This is a genomic window from Pseudomonas sp. Sample_21, from assembly GCF_004307525.1.
Lineage (GTDB): Bacteria > Pseudomonadota > Gammaproteobacteria > Pseudomonadales > Pseudomonadaceae > Aquipseudomonas > Aquipseudomonas atacamensis.
This window is the reverse complement of the sequence record NZ_RCNZ01000027.1, coordinates 72,999-87,281: the sequence shown is the minus strand read 5'-3', so window position 1 is coordinate 87,281 and position 14,283 is coordinate 72,999. Positions and strand designations below refer to the sequence as shown.

14 protein-coding genes are annotated in these 14,283 nt (G+C 61.9%); 6 read left to right on the top strand and 8 right to left on the bottom strand.

The window, feature by feature from the left end; translation table 11 throughout:
- Nucleotides 1–143: 143 nt before the first annotated feature.
- The 3 genes from D8U71_RS02420 to D8U71_RS02410 all read right to left on the bottom strand — a co-directional run bounded on the left by D8U71_RS02420 (nt 144) and on the right by D8U71_RS02410 (nt 5,727).
- A complete protein-coding gene (locus D8U71_RS02420; RefSeq protein ID WP_130887090.1) occupies nt 144–1,832 on the bottom strand; it encodes an ATP-dependent DNA ligase in 1,689 nt (562 codons plus the stop codon).
- The gene (locus tag D8U71_RS02415; RefSeq protein ID WP_130887089.1) at nt 1,829–2,863 is read right to left on the bottom strand and encodes a ligase-associated DNA damage response exonuclease; all 1,035 of its coding nucleotides are present in this window, start codon (nt 2,861–2,863) and stop codon (nt 1,829–1,831) included. The genes D8U71_RS02420 and D8U71_RS02415 overlap by 4 nt, the downstream gene beginning before the upstream one ends.
- Nucleotides 2,864–3,276: 413 nt before the next feature.
- Nucleotides 3,277–5,727 carry a penicillin acylase family protein gene (locus D8U71_RS02410; RefSeq protein WP_130887088.1) on the bottom strand — a complete coding sequence of 817 codons (2,451 nt, stop codon included), beginning with the start codon at nt 5,725–5,727 and terminating at the stop codon, nt 3,277–3,279.
- A gap of 201 nt (nt 5,728–5,928) precedes the next feature.
- Between D8U71_RS02410 and D8U71_RS02405 the strand changes: the two genes are divergently transcribed.
- The gene (locus tag D8U71_RS02405; protein ID WP_125925235.1) at nt 5,929–6,486 is read left to right on the top strand and encodes a cysteine hydrolase family protein; all 558 of its coding nucleotides are present in this window, start codon (nt 5,929–5,931) and stop codon (nt 6,484–6,486) included.
- A gap of 145 nt (nt 6,487–6,631) precedes the next feature.
- Here the strand turns inward: D8U71_RS02405 and D8U71_RS02400 are convergent, their stop codons facing one another.
- The 4 genes from D8U71_RS02400 to D8U71_RS02385 all read right to left on the bottom strand — a co-directional run bounded on the left by D8U71_RS02400 (nt 6,632) and on the right by D8U71_RS02385 (nt 8,421).
- Nucleotides 6,632–6,835, bottom strand: a complete 204-nt coding sequence (locus tag D8U71_RS02400; protein ID WP_003198420.1) for an SEC-C metal-binding domain-containing protein — start codon at nt 6,833–6,835, stop codon at nt 6,632–6,634.
- Nucleotides 6,836–6,840: 5 nt separating this feature from the next.
- The gene (locus D8U71_RS02395) at nt 6,841–7,326 is read right to left on the bottom strand and encodes an LEA type 2 family protein (protein WP_125925236.1); all 486 of its coding nucleotides are present in this window, start codon (nt 7,324–7,326) and stop codon (nt 6,841–6,843) included.
- 116 nt (nt 7,327–7,442) lie between these two features.
- The gene (locus D8U71_RS02390; protein WP_125925237.1) at nt 7,443–7,919 is read right to left on the bottom strand and encodes a YchJ family protein; all 477 of its coding nucleotides are present in this window, start codon (nt 7,917–7,919) and stop codon (nt 7,443–7,445) included.
- 4 nt (nt 7,920–7,923) lie between these two features.
- Entirely contained in the window at nt 7,924–8,421 is a 498-nt protein-coding gene (locus D8U71_RS02385) for a DUF6231 family protein (RefSeq protein WP_125925238.1), read from the bottom strand.
- A 199-nt stretch (nt 8,422–8,620) separates the two neighbouring features.
- Between D8U71_RS02385 and D8U71_RS02380 the strand changes: the two genes are divergently transcribed.
- The 4 genes from D8U71_RS02380 to D8U71_RS02365 all read left to right on the top strand — a co-directional run bounded on the left by D8U71_RS02380 (nt 8,621) and on the right by D8U71_RS02365 (nt 11,322).
- Nucleotides 8,621–9,316, top strand: coding sequence for an OmpA family protein (locus D8U71_RS02380; protein ID WP_016770616.1), 696 nt, complete (start codon nt 8,621–8,623; stop codon nt 9,314–9,316).
- A gap of 90 nt (nt 9,317–9,406) precedes the next feature.
- Nucleotides 9,407–10,129 (top strand): OmpA family protein, encoded by a 723-nt coding sequence (locus D8U71_RS02375; protein WP_125925239.1) that lies wholly within the window; start codon nt 9,407–9,409, stop codon nt 10,127–10,129.
- Between the two features lie 160 nt (nt 10,130–10,289).
- The gene (locus D8U71_RS02370; RefSeq protein ID WP_016771375.1) at nt 10,290–10,571 is read left to right on the top strand and encodes a DUF1145 domain-containing protein; all 282 of its coding nucleotides are present in this window, start codon (nt 10,290–10,292) and stop codon (nt 10,569–10,571) included.
- Nucleotides 10,564–11,322, top strand: coding sequence for a collagen-like protein (locus tag D8U71_RS02365; RefSeq protein WP_130887087.1), 759 nt, complete (start codon nt 10,564–10,566; stop codon nt 11,320–11,322). The genes D8U71_RS02370 and D8U71_RS02365 overlap by 8 nt, the downstream gene beginning before the upstream one ends.
- Before the next feature lie 200 nt (nt 11,323–11,522).
- Here the strand turns inward: D8U71_RS02365 and D8U71_RS02360 are convergent, their stop codons facing one another.
- Nucleotides 11,523–11,987, bottom strand: coding sequence for a DUF2269 family protein (locus D8U71_RS02360; protein ID WP_016771373.1), 465 nt, complete (start codon nt 11,985–11,987; stop codon nt 11,523–11,525).
- 99 nt (nt 11,988–12,086) lie between these two features.
- Between D8U71_RS02360 and dinG the strand changes: the two genes are divergently transcribed.
- On the top strand, nt 12,087–14,231 hold the full coding sequence (gene dinG / locus D8U71_RS02355) for an ATP-dependent DNA helicase DinG (RefSeq protein WP_024011911.1): 2,145 nt from the start codon (nt 12,087–12,089) through the stop codon (nt 14,229–14,231).
- Nucleotides 14,232–14,283 lie beyond the last annotated feature (52 nt).

Below are 14,283 nucleotides of genomic sequence, written 5' to 3'. Positions count from 1 at the left end.
GGGATTTGTCCCGATGACTGATCGTTCCCACGCTCCTGCGTGGGAATGCATCAACGGACGCTCCGCGTTCGGCTCTGGGGGGGACGCAGAGCGTCCCGGGCTGCGTTCCCACGCAGAGCGTGGGAACGATCAGTGAAAAGCGGTTAGGCCAACAGATCCTGAAGGGTAGCGAGGCTGTCGGCTTCTTCGACGGTCTTGTCCTTGCGCCAGCGCAGCATGCGCGGGAAGCGCACGGCGATGCCGCTCTTGTGTCGGCGCGACAGGGCGATGCCTTCGAAGCCGAGCTCGAACACCAGGCTCGGTTTCACGCTGCTCACCGGGCCGAATTTTTCCACCGTAGTCTTGCGCACGATGCTGTCGACCTGACGCATTTCTTCATCGGTCAGCCCCGAATACGCCTTGGCAAACGGCACCAGCGAGCGTTGACTGGATTCCGGCGGGCCGTCCCACACGGCGAAGGTGTAATCGCTGTACAGACTGGCGCGGCGGCCGTGTCCACGCTGGGCATAAATCAGTACCGCGTCGACGCTGAACGGGTCGACCTTCCACTTCCACCACACGCCCATGTCCTTGGTCCGGCCGACGCCATACAGCGAATCGCGCGCCTTGAGCATCATGCCCTCGACGCCGAGTTTGCGTGACGCTTCGCGCTGGCGGCCGAGGTCGAGCCAGTCTTCGCCGTTCAATACCGGGGAGGGCAGCAGTACCGGGCTGTTGCAGCGCGCGATCACCTCTTCGAGTTGCGCCCGGCGCTTGACCTGCGGCTGGTTGCGCCAGTCTTCGCCCTGCCATTCCAGCAGGTCGTAGGCCAGCACTACCACCGGCACTTCTTCGAGAATCTTCTTGTCGAGGGTCTTGCGACCGATGCGTTGCTGCAGCAGGGCGAACGGTTGCACGGCCGGCGGCTCATCGGATTGCGGATCGAAGGCATCTTCGGTGGTCGGATGGGTGCTCTTCCACACGACGATTTCGCCGTCGATCACCGTGCCGTCGGGCAGGCCGTGGACCAGCACATCGAACTCGGGGAAGCGCTCGGTCACCAGTTCCTCGCCGCGCGACCACACCCACAGCTTGCCGTCGCGCTTGACCACTTGCGCGCGGATACCGTCCCACTTCCATTCCACCTGCCAGTCGCTGGCGGGGCCGAGCAGAGCTTCGAATTCCTCGACCGGTTGCGCCAAGGCGTGGGCAAGAAAGAACGGGTAGGGCTGGCCGCCGCGCTGGGCATGTTCGTCGGCGGATTCCGGGGCGATCAGTTTCAGATAGCTGGCGGCGTTCGGCCGGTTCGACAGGTCCGTGTAACCGACCAGGCGCTGGGCCACGCGTTTGCTGTCGAGCCCGGCCATTGAGGCGAGGGCGCGGGTGACCAGCAACTTCGAAACGCCGACGCGGAAACTGCCGGTGATCAGCTTGATGCACAGCATCAGGCTCGGCCGGTCCAGTTGCGCCCACAACATTGGCAATTGGCGCGCCAGGTACTCCGGCGTTTCTCCGCGCAGTGGCAGCAGCTTGTCTTCGATCCATTCGGCAAGACCGGCCTCGGAGCTGTGGGAATTTTCCGGCAGTACCAGAGAAATGGTCTCGGCCAGATCGCCGACGGCCTGATAGCTTTCTTCGAACAGCCATGGCTCCAGTCCCGAAACTGCGACCGCCAGCTCACGTAGGATGCGCACCGGTACCAGTTGTCGCGGCCTGCCACCGGAGAGGAAATACACCGCCCATGCGGCATCTTCCGGCGCGGCCTGCGCGAAGTAAGCCTGCATCGCCGCCAGCTTGGCGTTGCTCGACGTGGTGGCGTCGAGTTCGGCATATAACTCGGCGAAGGCTTTCATGGCGATGTCTCGGCAACGGTGGGTTCGCTGGCGATGTTGTCGTCTTCGTCATCGCCGTATTCGGTGGTGAAGCCTTGTGCATCGAGGCCCTGTTCGCGCAAATGGCGCACGAGCACGCCGATCGAGCCGTGGGTGACCATCACCCGTTCCGCGCCGGTCTGGTTGATCGCCCACAGCAGGCCGGGCCAGTCGGCGTGATCGGAAAGGATGAAACCGCGATCGACGCCGCGCCGCCGCCGGGTCCCGCGCAAGCGCATCCAGCCGCTGGCGAAGGCATCGCTGAAGTCGCCAAAACGACGCATCCAGGTACTGCCGCCTGCTGACGGCGGAGCAATGACCAGCGCCTGGCGCATGATCGGGTCGCTTTTTTTTACGTCGCCCGCATAGATCGTCGGCGGCAGGTACACGCCGGCATCGCGGTAGACGCGGTTCAGCGGTTCGACCGCGCCATGGCTGAGGATCGGCCCGAGGGTTTCGTCGATGCCGTGGAGAATCCGCTGTGCCTTGCCGAAGGAATAGCAGAACAGCACGCTGGCCTTGCCGGCGGCAATATTGGCCGCCCACCACTGATTGATCTCGGCGAAGATCTGCGCCTGCGGCTGCCAGCGATAGATCGGCAGGCCGAAGGTCGATTCGGTGATGAACGTGTGGCAGCGCACCGGTTCGAATGGGGTGCAGGTGCCATCCGGCTCGACCTTGTAATCGCCCGATGCGACCCAGACTTCGCCGCCGTATTCCAGGCGCACTTGCGCTGAACCGAGGACATGCCCGGCGGGGTGAAAGCTCAGGGTCACGCCGTGGTGGGTCAGGCGCTGGCCGTAGTCGAGGGTTTGCAACTGAATGTCCTGACCCAGACGCGCGCGCAGAATCCCGGCGCTGGCGCTGCTCGACAAGTAGTGCTGATTTCCGGTGCGCGCGTGATCGCCATGGGCATGGGTAATCACCGAACGCTCGACCGGCCGCCACGGATCGATATAGAAATCCCCGGCGGGGCAGTAGAGACCTTCAGGTCGGGCAATAACAAGATCCATGTCGTGACCGGAATGGGGGGCTTGTTAGCTATGAGGCGGGCGTGAGGCTGGAAGTTCGATCGGCTTTAAAGCGCTACCCTCACCCCAGCCCTCTCCCAGAGGGAGAGGGGGCCGACCGAGGTATCTGGTGAGGTACACCGACCTGGGGCACCGAGTTGAATATGGATCCGGCACAGCCTTGAGCCTGATCCAATGTTGGATTCACCTCGCTTTGTAGAGGGGCTGACCGAGGTGTCTGGTGAAGTACATCGACCTGAGGGGCCGGGGTGGATATGGATCTGGCACAGCCTTGAGCCTGAGCCAATGTTGGATTCACCGTCTCTCTTTCAGGTCGGCGCAAGACCCAAGCATCCCCCAATCAGTCCCCTCTCCCTCCGGGAGAGGGCTAGGGTGAGGGGCTGTTGATCTTTGCTCTATTTCCCGGGCGTCAGGGTCAAGCGGGTCTTGCCATACACCCGATCAAAGTTTTGCGGCTGCATCGGCAGGCCGATGTACTGACCTTTCAGCCACGCATCGATCCCGTTCAGGTAGTTCGGACTGAGTGGATTGCCCGACTGCCCCGTACCGTTCTGCGCCATCAATGGCTCGCTCTGGCCGAAGTCGACGATAAAGCGCATCGACGGCGCGCGTGTGGTGGCGAAGTCCTGGCCCCAGGCAAACGCCGAGCTGTTCAGCGTGGTGTGATCGCCTCCAGCCGCCAGCGGCCCGCGTACAGTCTGACCGTTGCTGTTTTTCCACGCATAGCTGTGCAATTTGCCCCACTGCCAGGCGCGATGATCGCCGCCCAACTGGCTGTCGCCCGCTGTAATCGCCGCCGCGAGGCTGCGGGCGAGAATCACGGATTTGCCTTCCTTCTGCGGCGTGCGCAGATCATCCCAGAACGGACTGTCCTCACGTCCCAAGAGATGATCGGCCTGCGCCGCGTAGGACAGATCGCCATTGGCGACAAAGGCCTTCCACGCCGGGCTCGACTCAGGACCCAGTTCATCGAGGAAGATCTGCTTCATGCTTTCCTGCAGAAACAGTTCGTAGATCGCCGCATCCGCCGAGGTCGGGCTGAGCTTGCCGTCGAACGCCATCAATCGGGTGAAGGCTTCGCGCGCCTTGCTGCGTTCGGCGTCCGGCAGGGCGTCGATCGCCTGTTTCAGCGGTTGCTTCATCCCCGGTGCTTCGAAGACTTTTTTCAGCTTGGCGGCGAAAGTGGTGGTCTGGTCGTACTGCATGGCGATCACGCTGCGGCTGTCCTGCTTGCCGCTGCCAGCCATTTCCGCCAAGCGTTCGCCACGCTCCGGTGCCGCCCAGGATTTCGACAACTGCATGCCGTAGCCGTCGGGAATCACCCGCTGGTTGGCGGTGCCGAGCCAGCCTTGTGCCGGGTCCTGATCGTAGGGGTGCAGCATCGGGTCGGCGTAACCGTCCCAGTCGTAGCGACCGTCCCAGCCCGGCGAGGGCAGCAGGCCTTCGCCTTCGCGACGGTTGGGGAAGCGCCCGGTGACTTGCCAGCCGATATTGCTCGCATCGGCAAAGACCAGATTCAGGGTAATGGCGCGGATTTCACGGCTGGCGTCCGAGGCGCGCTCGACGTTTTGCGCTCGGGTCAGATCGAAGAAGGCATCCAGCGTTTTGTCGTCGGTGAAGCTTGGCGTCTGTAAAGCGAGACCGAAACCGCTGCCCTGCGCCGCTGCCTGGGCACTGTTGAGCAACGCGCCGTGGCGGGTTTCGTAAACGGCCTCGCGAATCGGCCGCTGGCCTTTGACGAAATAGGTTTCGTTGCGCACGCCCAACGGCTGCCATTTGCCGTTGACTTCATAAGTGAGGCTGTTGCCCTGACGGCGGATTTTCTCGAGGAACAGGTCCTGGTTATCGCCGAGCACGCTGGTCATGCTCCACGCCACTTTGCCGTTGAACCCACCGAGCACCATCGGCAGACCGGCAACCGTGACGCCGGCGGCCTGATATTTCGGCGCGCGGATCTGCACGAAACTCCACAGCGACGGCGCGGCCAGCGGCCCGTGCGCATCGCTGGCCAGCAGGCTCTTGCCGCTGCGGCTGCGTTGCGGGGCAATCGCCCAATTGTTCGCAGTCGGCGTGGCGAGCAGGTTCAGCGCCGACAGTTGCTGGCTGGCGCTGCTCAGTTCCGTCAGCCCAGGAATCTGCCCGTTGAGCTTGAGGCCTTGCAGTTTGTCGGCTTCAGCCACTGGCAGGTTTTCATCAGGCGCCGACGGGCTCAGCCAGGCGAGTTTGTCAGTGGTCACGGTTTGCGCGAGCACCAGCGACTGGATTTCCTCCGGCAGGTTGGCCGACTGGCTGAAATTCAGCAGGGCAAAAATCAGCGCCGAATCTTCCGGTTTCCAGTATTCGGGCTTGTAACCGCTGGCGGCGAGGTCGCCCGGCAACTTGTCGGCGTAGCGGAACAGGTAGGCGTTGACGCCCCGTGCATACACTTCGAAGAAGCGCTTGAGCCGTGGCGACGAGGCCTTGTACAGCTCGCCGGCGCTCTTCTTCAGATTGACCGCGCGCATGTAGCGGTCGGCATCGAGCATCGACGCGCCGGACATTTCCGCCAGCCGGCCCTGGGCCAACAGGCGCAGGGTGACCATCTGGTTGATGCGGTCGCTGGCGTGGACGTAACCGAGGCTGAACAGCGCGTCATGGAAGCTGTTGCTTTCGATCAGCGGCATGCCCATTGCATTGCGCCGCACCGAAACGTTCTGCGCCAGGCCCTTGAGCGGTTGCACGCCGGAGGTCGGCGGCAGGCTGTCCTGGGCGTTCCAGGTCTGGCAACCGGACAGGCCGAGAACACCGGCCACTGCTGCGGCAACGCCGAACCGGGGAAGAAAATGTGTAAGGGCTGGCGAGGCCATGGCGAAGCTCCTGCGGGGGTATAAGGCTGGGGGCGCAATAAAGCCGCTACGTTAGTGACGGCGCGAGGGCCGCGCAAGCAGGGCGAGTGGTTATTTATGCAGTTGTCGGCTGATCGGTCAGAGGCGTGACAGTTGCTTGTGGGAAAGCGCTGATGTTGAACTACGGAACAAGTCCCGTGCCCTGTCAGGAGAAAGATCGCTATGGAGCTTCAGAGCAACGCTGCGCTGATCATCATCGACCAGCAGAAAGGCATTCTGCATCCGCGGCTGGGACGGCGGAATAATCCTCAGGCCGAAGAGCGAATGCTTGAGTTATTGGCGCTGTGGCGCCTGCGCGGGCGCCCGGTGATTCACGTGCAGCACTTGTCGCGCTCACCTGATTCGGTGTTCTGGCCCGAGCAGGACGGAGTGGAGTTTCAAGAGCGATTTGTTCCTCGGGACGGGGAATGGCTGGTGCAGAAACAGGTGCCGGATGCGTTTTGTGTCAATGGGCTGGAGGCGCAGTTGCGTGAGGCTGGGATCGGGCAATTGATCATCGTTGGTGTGGCGACCAATAACTCGGTTGAGTCGACGGCGCGCACTGCGGGCAACCTGGGGTTCGACACATGGGTGGCAGAGGATGCATGTTTTACCTTCGACAAGGCCGATTATTTCGGCACACCGCGTACCGCTGAAGAGGTGCACGGGATGTCGCTGGGCAATTTGCATGGGGAGTATGCGACGGTGGTCGGCTCTTCACAGATTCTGGCGGCGGGCTGAAGTTTTGTAGTGTATGCGCCGCCGCCTTCGCGAGCAGGCTCGCTCCCACAGTGACCATATTTCTTCAGATGAAACGCGATCCCTGTGGGAGCGAGCCTGCTCGCGAAAGCGGTGTGTCAGGCGAAGAAGACCTTCGCCAGTGACATCAAGCGCCGTGGCACTTCTTGAATTTCTTGCCGTTGCCGCATGGGCAAGGGTCGTTGCGGCCGACGTCTTTCAGGGCGTTGCGCACCGGTTCCTGGTGGGCGTGGCCGCAGTTCGGGCCGTGGACATGGCCATGGTCGTGATCATGATGGTGGTCATGATCGTGGTTGCAGTCAGGGCCATGGACATGGGGTTGCTGGGTCATCGAGGTCACTCCGGAGTTAGATCGGCGGGGATTATCACGCCATTGCGCTCAAGGTGCACGTAGTGGGCGATGAATAAACCGGTTTCCATTTCCCCCTGCAATCGATAGGGAATCTGCTGGTTCGGATTTTTCAGCAGTTTCACCACGTGTTTGACCTTCGGCCACAGGTTGGTGCGGATCGGCACTTTGAAGTAAGCGCTGCGCTTTGGCCCGACGGTAAACCAGTGCTCATGCTCGCCTTCGGTGAGCAGCATGTCGGCCAGGTGAATCCGGTATTCGAGGCCACGCACGGTCAGGTCGCTGTCGTTGGGATTGTCGACGCGAAAGTGCAGGATGAATTTCTGTTCGAGCAGTTTGGCCCGCACCACCTCGACTTTCACCAGATGCACGGCGGGCTCGACGCTGTCGTCGCTGAACCACGAGGCACAGCCGCCGAGGTTTACGATCAGCATCAACAGCAGAAAATGTAGTGCGCGCCGACGACCGAGCATGAAATTGACTCCCTTTGTGCCCAGTCTAGACCTTAAAAGATTTCAGCCTTCGGCTAATCCCGTGTAGGAGCGGCCGAAGGCTCGGGCCGCGATCGGACGATCTTTTGATCTTCAGCTCAAGCGCCGAAATAACCCGAACAACACTTCTTGAACTTCTGCCCGCTGCCACACGGGCAGCCGTCATTGCGCCCCAGCTTCATCTGCACCGTAGGATCGATGAAGTACCAGCGCCCGCCGTTCTGAACAAAGGATGAGCGCTCGCGATGGCTGTGCTCGCCCTGGCTGTCATGCCAGCGCGCGGTGAAGGTCACAAAAGCGTGTTCCGGCTGGCCGCCGAGCACTTCCGAGCTTTCCACCTCAAGACCAAGCCAGGTGCTTTGCGCACTCCAGTCGCTGATCGATTGTCGGTTCAGTCCCGCCTGCTGCGCGGGCAGGGTAGTCGCTACCAGATAATCGACCAGCCCCAGCACATAAGCGCTGTAGCGCGAGCGCATCAGGGCTTCGGCGCAAGGCGCCGGGTGGCCGTCGTGATAAGGACCGCAGCAGGCATCCAGCAGATTGCCGCTGCCGCATGGGCAAATGGCTGTACTCATTGCATTACCACCAGTATTTCCCGAAGTTTTCCGGATTGGCCCAGAAGCGTGAATTGAGCCAGTCGGGGACTTGTTTGTAGTCAAGCAGATCGTAGGTGAACAGGGTCAGCACCTGCGCGTCGCGCTGAAAACGCTCGCTGGCCTGCAGGGCCAGCGAATAGAAATCGGTTTCCTGCCAGCCACTGGCCGCCAGATCCGCCAGCACCGCGATGCGACTGGCGTTGAGATTGCGAATGCCGCCCAACAGGTTCAGGCCATCGCGTTTGGGCAAATGTTCCAGGCAATCGACTATCAGCGCCAGATCGAAGCGTTGCGCGGCCAGCTCAGCGGGTAGTGCGCCGGGCGCGGCATGGGCGACCACGGTGTCGGGGTGCGCGTCCTTGAATGCGCTCAAGGCGGGAAACTCGCTGGCGCCGATCAGCAGCAGACGGGCCGGGGCGTAGCGATCCAGCAAAGCGGCCAACGCCTGTTGTGGCGTGCGCGAAGAAATGGCGGCGTTCATCGAAGCTCCTCAGTCAGACCGCCAAGACTAGCCTGCCAGACCGCGTCGGCAAAGCGCCCGGTGGCGGCGGTTTTCGCCCAAAGAGGCAAACCCCTGTGAACACGGTCGCAAACAGCGGTGGCCTATTGCTGGCGGAGATTAAAACTCCGGTCTTTACTCCCTGAATCGGTTTTAAGCCGATCCCTCAGGAGAAAACTAGATGAGCATAGTTCGGACAGCATTACCCTTGGTTCTGCTAACCAGTGTGTTGACTGGTTGTGCAGGTTTGCAGAAAACCGACTGGCCGACCTGTGCGGCGGTCGGTGGTGTGGTCGGTGCCGGTCTCGGCGCGACGGAAAGCGCTTCGTGGGCCGGTTATGGTGCACTGATTGTCGGTGGTACGGCAGCGGCCTATTGCTGGGTGCATGGTGATGGTGATGAAGACGGCGATGGTGTGCCGGACAGTCGCGACAAGTGCCCGGGTACGCCTAAAGGCGTGCAGGTCGATGCTGACGGTTGCCCGCCACCGACGCCTGCGCCAGTGGTCGAAGAAGCGGTTGTGGTCAAGGAAGAAACCATCGTCATTCGTGATGTGCATTTCGAGTTCGACAAAGCCACGCTGACCGGCCCTGACAAGCAAGTGCTGGACAAGGTCGCCGATCGCCTGAAACAGGAATCCTCTACCGCGCAACTGACCGTGACCGGTCACACCGACAGTGTCGGCAGCGATGCCTACAACAAGAAACTGTCGGATCGTCGTGCGCACTCGGTGGTGGAATACCTGATCCAGCAGGGCGTGCCACGTGCCAGCTTCGTTTCGGTGTCGGGCCTTGGTGAAAGCCAGCCTGTGGCTGACAACAAGTCGGCTGATGGTCGTGCGCAGAACCGTCGCACCGAAATCAAAATCGTCCGCTAGCCCCTCTCGCATCCGCGGCTTGTGCAGTCGCGGATGCGGGTCTTTACTCCTGTGTAACCGGTATGGGCCGGTACACAGGAGCGTTCATAAATGCGTCTTTTCTCAAGGTCCGTCTTGCCGGTGCTGCTGCTTGGCAGCTTGCTCACCGGTTGTGCCACTCACAGCGATGGCACCGCCCCCCTCAATCAACGTACGTGGCCGATCTGCAGCCTGCTTGGCGGCCTGGTCGGCGGCGGTCTTGGCGCCATTGAAAGCGCCGGCTGGGCCGGTGGCGGCGCGGCATTGGGCATTCTTACCGGCGGGCTGATCTGTTACGCCCAGGATGGCGACGAGGACAGCGACGGCGTATTCGACCGCCGCGACCGCTGCCCGGACACACCGGAAAACACCGAAGTCGATCACCGTGGCTGCCCGCTGCCGCAATATCCGGTGGCAGTCAAACCGGTCGAACCGGCGCCGCAAACCGAAGTGATCACCTTGAGTGATGCCGGCAACGTGCTGTTCGATTTCGACAAGTCCGATCTGACCCCGGCGGCCAAAGCCCAGCTCGACACCTTGATGGACAAGCTGCGCAATGCCGACGTAGTCAGCATCAAAGTCATCGGGCATACAGACAGCAAAGGCTCCGACGCCTATAACCAGGCTTTGTCCGAGCGGCGCGCGAGCAGTGTTGCAGCGTACTTGCTCAGTCAGGGCCTGGCGCCGAACAAGCTCACCAGCGAGGGCCGAGGCGAAAGTGAGCCGGTCGCCGATAACGCCAGCGATGAAGGTCGCGCGGAAAATCGCCGGGTCGAGCTGCATATCAATCGTTAGGAAAGGTCTGTAGTCCGCCGGCTAGAGCTGCCGGGTCGAAATCATCGCCCCGGCAGCCATTTCATCAGCGTTTGCACAAATTTCATTTTTCCCTCTGGCTTATCCCCCGCAGAAGCCGGTACTGTGCGTGCAAAGAATAATTCGCAACACGGGGGAGCGTATGAAGGTGTTCTGGGGGCTGGGGCGTTTGCTGACCCTGCTGTTCTGCTGCGTGGTACTGGCCAATCAACTGGTGCCGTTTGTTCATCCGCTGCATCTGCTGGTCAATCTGGCCGGCGCTCTGTTGTTGCTGATTCATCTACTCGAAGTGCTGCTGTGCAACCGCAGCCTCAAGGGTCGTCCGCACCCTTGGCGTGATCGTGGCCGCATCCTGTTGTTCGGCGTTTTCCACCTGCAAACCATCCCGGCCCCGGCCGCTCCGGAGGCTTCTTCCCATGCGTAAACTCTGCCTGCTCGCTGCATTCATCAGTCCACTGGCCTGCGCGCAGGTGGTCAACGTGCAAAGCAATTCTTTGATGCGCTTGCCCAACACCACCAGCACGCTGCAACTGGAGAAACTGGAAGTCGCCGATTACGGCACCTTGCTGATCCCGTCGAATGTGACCGAATTGAACATCGATGAACTGCGTGTTGGCCACGAAGCACGTATTGCTATCGTTCCGGCTGAACAAGCGCTGGAAGTGAAGGTCAAGCGCGCTGAATTGAGCGAGGGCAGCCAGATCACCGCGCGCGGCGCCCCCGGCACTTATGAAAAAGCGGCCCGGGCCGGGCGCAATCTGAATCTGCAATTCCAGGCCCTGAGCGCGCCGCAACTGACGGTCGATGCCCGTGGCGGCAGGGGCGCGCCGGGTTTCGTCGGCCTCGACGGCGGCAACGGTGAAGACCCGGGCTGCACCTATGGATCGGCCGGCCACGGCGCCGATGGCAGTGACGGCAGCGATGGCCAGCCAGGCGCGCCGGGTGCGCTGGTGCGACTCGCCGTACCACGGGATTTCCCTGCCGAGCTGATCAAGGTCAACGTGGCTGGCGGTGCCGGTGGCCCGGCGGGTGTCGGTGGTAAAGCAGGGAAGGGCGGCAAATCCAAGGGCTGCCTGGTCTACCGCGCTGACGGCGGCAAGAACGGCAAGGCCGGCGCGGATGGCCAGCCTGGGTCGGAGGGAGCGGCGGGTTCGGTTACCGTGCAACGGCTCTAAAACTGCGACCCACTCTCTGATCAATAAAATGCTTTGGTGAGTGAAGATCTTTGGTGAGTGAAATTATGTGGCGAGGGGATTTATCCCCGCTGGGTCGCGAAGCGGCCCCGCTCTAAAAATCAAAAGCGGGACTGCTACGCAGCCCAGCGGGGATAAATCCCCTCGCCACAACTGTGTTCACAGTAGAACAAGAGTGCGATTCAGAGCATCGGTCTCGCCGCCGCCACAGCCACCAGCACCAACCCGACCAGCAGATTGAGCCCCACCACCCGCCGAATCCGCCCCAGCACTGCCGCACCCGCCGGCCAATCCTTCGCCTCAACCGCCTTGCGCAATTCCGGCAGCATCAACCCCTGAATGCGGATGAACAGCGCCGTCATCACCACATACAAACCGATCATCACCTGCACATACTTCGGCGCGGTCTCGAAGCCGACCTGCTGCAGGTGCAACATGCCCACGCCGCTGATCGGCAACAGGATCACCGCGACCCAGACCCAACGGAAAAAACCTTGAAACACTTCCACCCACAGGGTCAGGCGAGCTGGGCCGTCCAGAGCCTTCACAGCCGCAGGGCGCAAGACCATCCAGGCGAAAAACATGCCGCCGACCCACACCAGAGCGGCAAGGACATGCAGGGGGTAAACGAGGCTAAAAGGTGTCATTCGGGCACTCCGTTCTGCGCAGGATCGATTAGGCAGGTATGATAGCCGCCGAACCAAACTACTGAAAATTTATCCAGCGTTTCCAGCGCCCGACACTCAATGATCAGCACTGAACTCAAAACCACGATCCAGGGCGCTTATTCGCGTTTTCTAGAGGCCAAGAGCCTCAAGCCGCGTTACGGCCAGCGCCTGATGATCGCCGAAATCGCCAAGGTCCTCGGGGATATCGACACCGATGACGAAGGCCGGCGCAGTGGCGACCCCGCGATTGTCGCGGTGGAAGCCGGCACCGGTACCGGCAAGACGGTGGCCTACAGCTTGGCGGCGATCCCTACGGCGAAACTGGCCGGCAAGCGTCTGGTGATTGCCACCGCGACCGTCGCCCTGCAAGAGCAGATCGTCTACAAGGATCTGCCTGATCTGATGCGCAACAGCGGGCTGAATTTCAGCTTCGCCCTGGCCAAGGGCCGTGGCCGCTACATGTGCCTGTCCAAACTCGACATGCTGCTGCAGGAAGGCCACGCACAAACCGCCACCGCGCAGTTGTTCGAAGAAGAAGGCTTCAAGATCGAAGTCGACGAGGCCAGTCAGAAGCTGTTCACCAGCATGATCGAAAAGCTCGCCGGCAATAAGTGGGACGGCGACCGCGACAGCTGGCCGAACGCGCTGGAAGACGCCGACTGGGCGCGCCTGACCACTGATCACAGCCAGTGCACCAACCGTCATTGCCCGAACTTCGGCCAGTGCGCCTTCTACAAGGCCCGCGAAGGCATGGGCAAGGTTGACGTGATCGTCACCAACCACGACATGGTCCTGGCGGATCTGGCGCTAGGCGGCGGCGCCGTGCTGCCCGACCCGCGCGACACAATTTACGTGTTCGACGAAGGTCACCACCTGCCGGACAAGGCCATCGGCCACTTCGCTCACTACACGCGCCTGCGCTCCACCGCCGACTGGCTGGAAACCACCGCCAAGAACCTCACCAAGCTGCTGGCCCAGCATCCGCTGCCGGGCGATCTCGGCAAGCTGATCGAGCAGGTGCCCGAGCTGGCACGGGAGATCAAGACCCAGCAGCAGTTCATGTTCACCGCCTGCGAGCAGATCGCCGATTTCAAACCCGGCGAAGACGTCGAAGGCCGCGAACGTCCGCGACATCGCTTTGTCGGCGGGGTGATTCCCGAGGACATGCGCGAAATGGGCATTGAGCTGAAAAAAGGCTATTCGCGCCTTAACGATCTGTTCCAGCGCCTGACCGACCTGCTCAAGGAAGGCATGGACGGTGAGGTCAATATCGGCATCGCCAGCAATCAGGCCGAAGAGTGGTATCCGCTGTTCGGCAGCCTGTTGTCCCGCGCTTCCGGCAACTGGGAATTGTGGACCGCGTTCACCGCCGAAGACCCGGAAGACAGTCCGCCCATGGCGCGCTGGCTGACCCTGGCCGAAAGCGGTTCGCTGTTCGACATCGAGGTCAACGCCAGCCCGATTCTGGCGGCGGAAACCTTGCGTCGCAGTTTGTGGAATGTCGCTTACGGCTGCCTGGTGACCTCGGCGACGCTGACGGCGCTGGGCACTTTCGACCGTTTCCGCATGCGCGCCGGCCTGCCGAAAAAAGCTGTCACGGCGGTGGTGCCGAGCCCGTTCCATCATGCCGATGCCGGCGTGCTGCGCGTGCCGGATCTGAAGGCCGACCCGCGCGATGCCGCCGCCCACACGGCGGCGATCATTCGCGAACTGCCGGATCTGGTCGAAGGGTCGCGCGGCACGCTGGTGTTGTTCTCCTCGCGCAAGCAAATGCAGGACGTGTTCGACGGTCTCGACCGCGACTGGCGCAAGCAAGTGTTCATTCAGGGCAACCTGTCGAAACAGGAAACCCTCAACAAGCACAAGGCGCGAGTCGATGGCGGTGATTCCAGTGTGCTGTTCGGGCTGGCCAGTTTTGCCGAGGGTGTCGATTTGCCGGGTGCCTACTGCGAGCACGTGGTGATCGCCAAGATTCCGTTCTCGGTGCCCGATGATCCGGTTGAGGCCGCGTTGTCGGAGTGGATCGAGGCGCGCGGCGGCAATCCGTTCATGGAAATCTCAGTGCCCGATGCCTCGCTGAAACTGGTTCAGGCCTGCGGGCGTCTGCTGCGCACCGAAGAAGACCGCGGCACCATCACCTTGCTCGACCGGCGTCTGGTCACCCAGCGCTACGGCAAGGCGATCCTCAATGCGTTGCCTCCTTTCCGACGTGAAATATCCTGAGACGCGGGTGGGCCGATTGGCCCGCCGCGTTGTCTATCTCTCTGCCACCGCT

Bases quoted from the DNA above. Each gene is read 5' to 3' on its own strand.
- D8U71_RS02420 (WP_130887090.1), bottom strand. From the start codon at position 1,832: ATGAAAGCCTTCGCCGAGTTATATGCCGAACTCGACGCCACCACGTCG.
- D8U71_RS02415 (WP_130887089.1), bottom strand. From the start codon at position 2,863: ATGGATCTTGTTATTGCCCGACCTGAAGGTCTCTACTGCCCCGCCGGG.
- D8U71_RS02410 (WP_130887088.1), bottom strand. From the start codon at position 5,727: ATGGCCTCGCCAGCCCTTACACATTTTCTTCCCCGGTTCGGCGTTGCC.
- D8U71_RS02405 (WP_125925235.1), top strand. From the start codon at position 5,929: ATGGAGCTTCAGAGCAACGCTGCGCTGATCATCATCGACCAGCAGAAA.
- D8U71_RS02400 (WP_003198420.1), bottom strand. From the start codon at position 6,835: ATGACCCAGCAACCCCATGTCCATGGCCCTGACTGCAACCACGATCAT.
- D8U71_RS02395 (WP_125925236.1), bottom strand. From the start codon at position 7,326: ATGCTCGGTCGTCGGCGCGCACTACATTTTCTGCTGTTGATGCTGATC.
- D8U71_RS02390 (WP_125925237.1), bottom strand. From the start codon at position 7,919: ATGAGTACAGCCATTTGCCCATGCGGCAGCGGCAATCTGCTGGATGCC.
- D8U71_RS02385 (WP_125925238.1), bottom strand. From the start codon at position 8,421: ATGAACGCCGCCATTTCTTCGCGCACGCCACAACAGGCGTTGGCCGCT.
- D8U71_RS02380 (WP_016770616.1), top strand. From the start codon at position 8,621: ATGAGCATAGTTCGGACAGCATTACCCTTGGTTCTGCTAACCAGTGTG.
- D8U71_RS02375 (WP_125925239.1), top strand. From the start codon at position 9,407: ATGCGTCTTTTCTCAAGGTCCGTCTTGCCGGTGCTGCTGCTTGGCAGC.
- D8U71_RS02370 (WP_016771375.1), top strand. From the start codon at position 10,290: ATGAAGGTGTTCTGGGGGCTGGGGCGTTTGCTGACCCTGCTGTTCTGC.
- D8U71_RS02365 (WP_130887087.1), top strand. From the start codon at position 10,564: ATGCGTAAACTCTGCCTGCTCGCTGCATTCATCAGTCCACTGGCCTGC.
- D8U71_RS02360 (WP_016771373.1), bottom strand. From the start codon at position 11,987: ATGACACCTTTTAGCCTCGTTTACCCCCTGCATGTCCTTGCCGCTCTG.
- dinG (WP_024011911.1), top strand. From the start codon at position 12,087: ATGATCAGCACTGAACTCAAAACCACGATCCAGGGCGCTTATTCGCGT.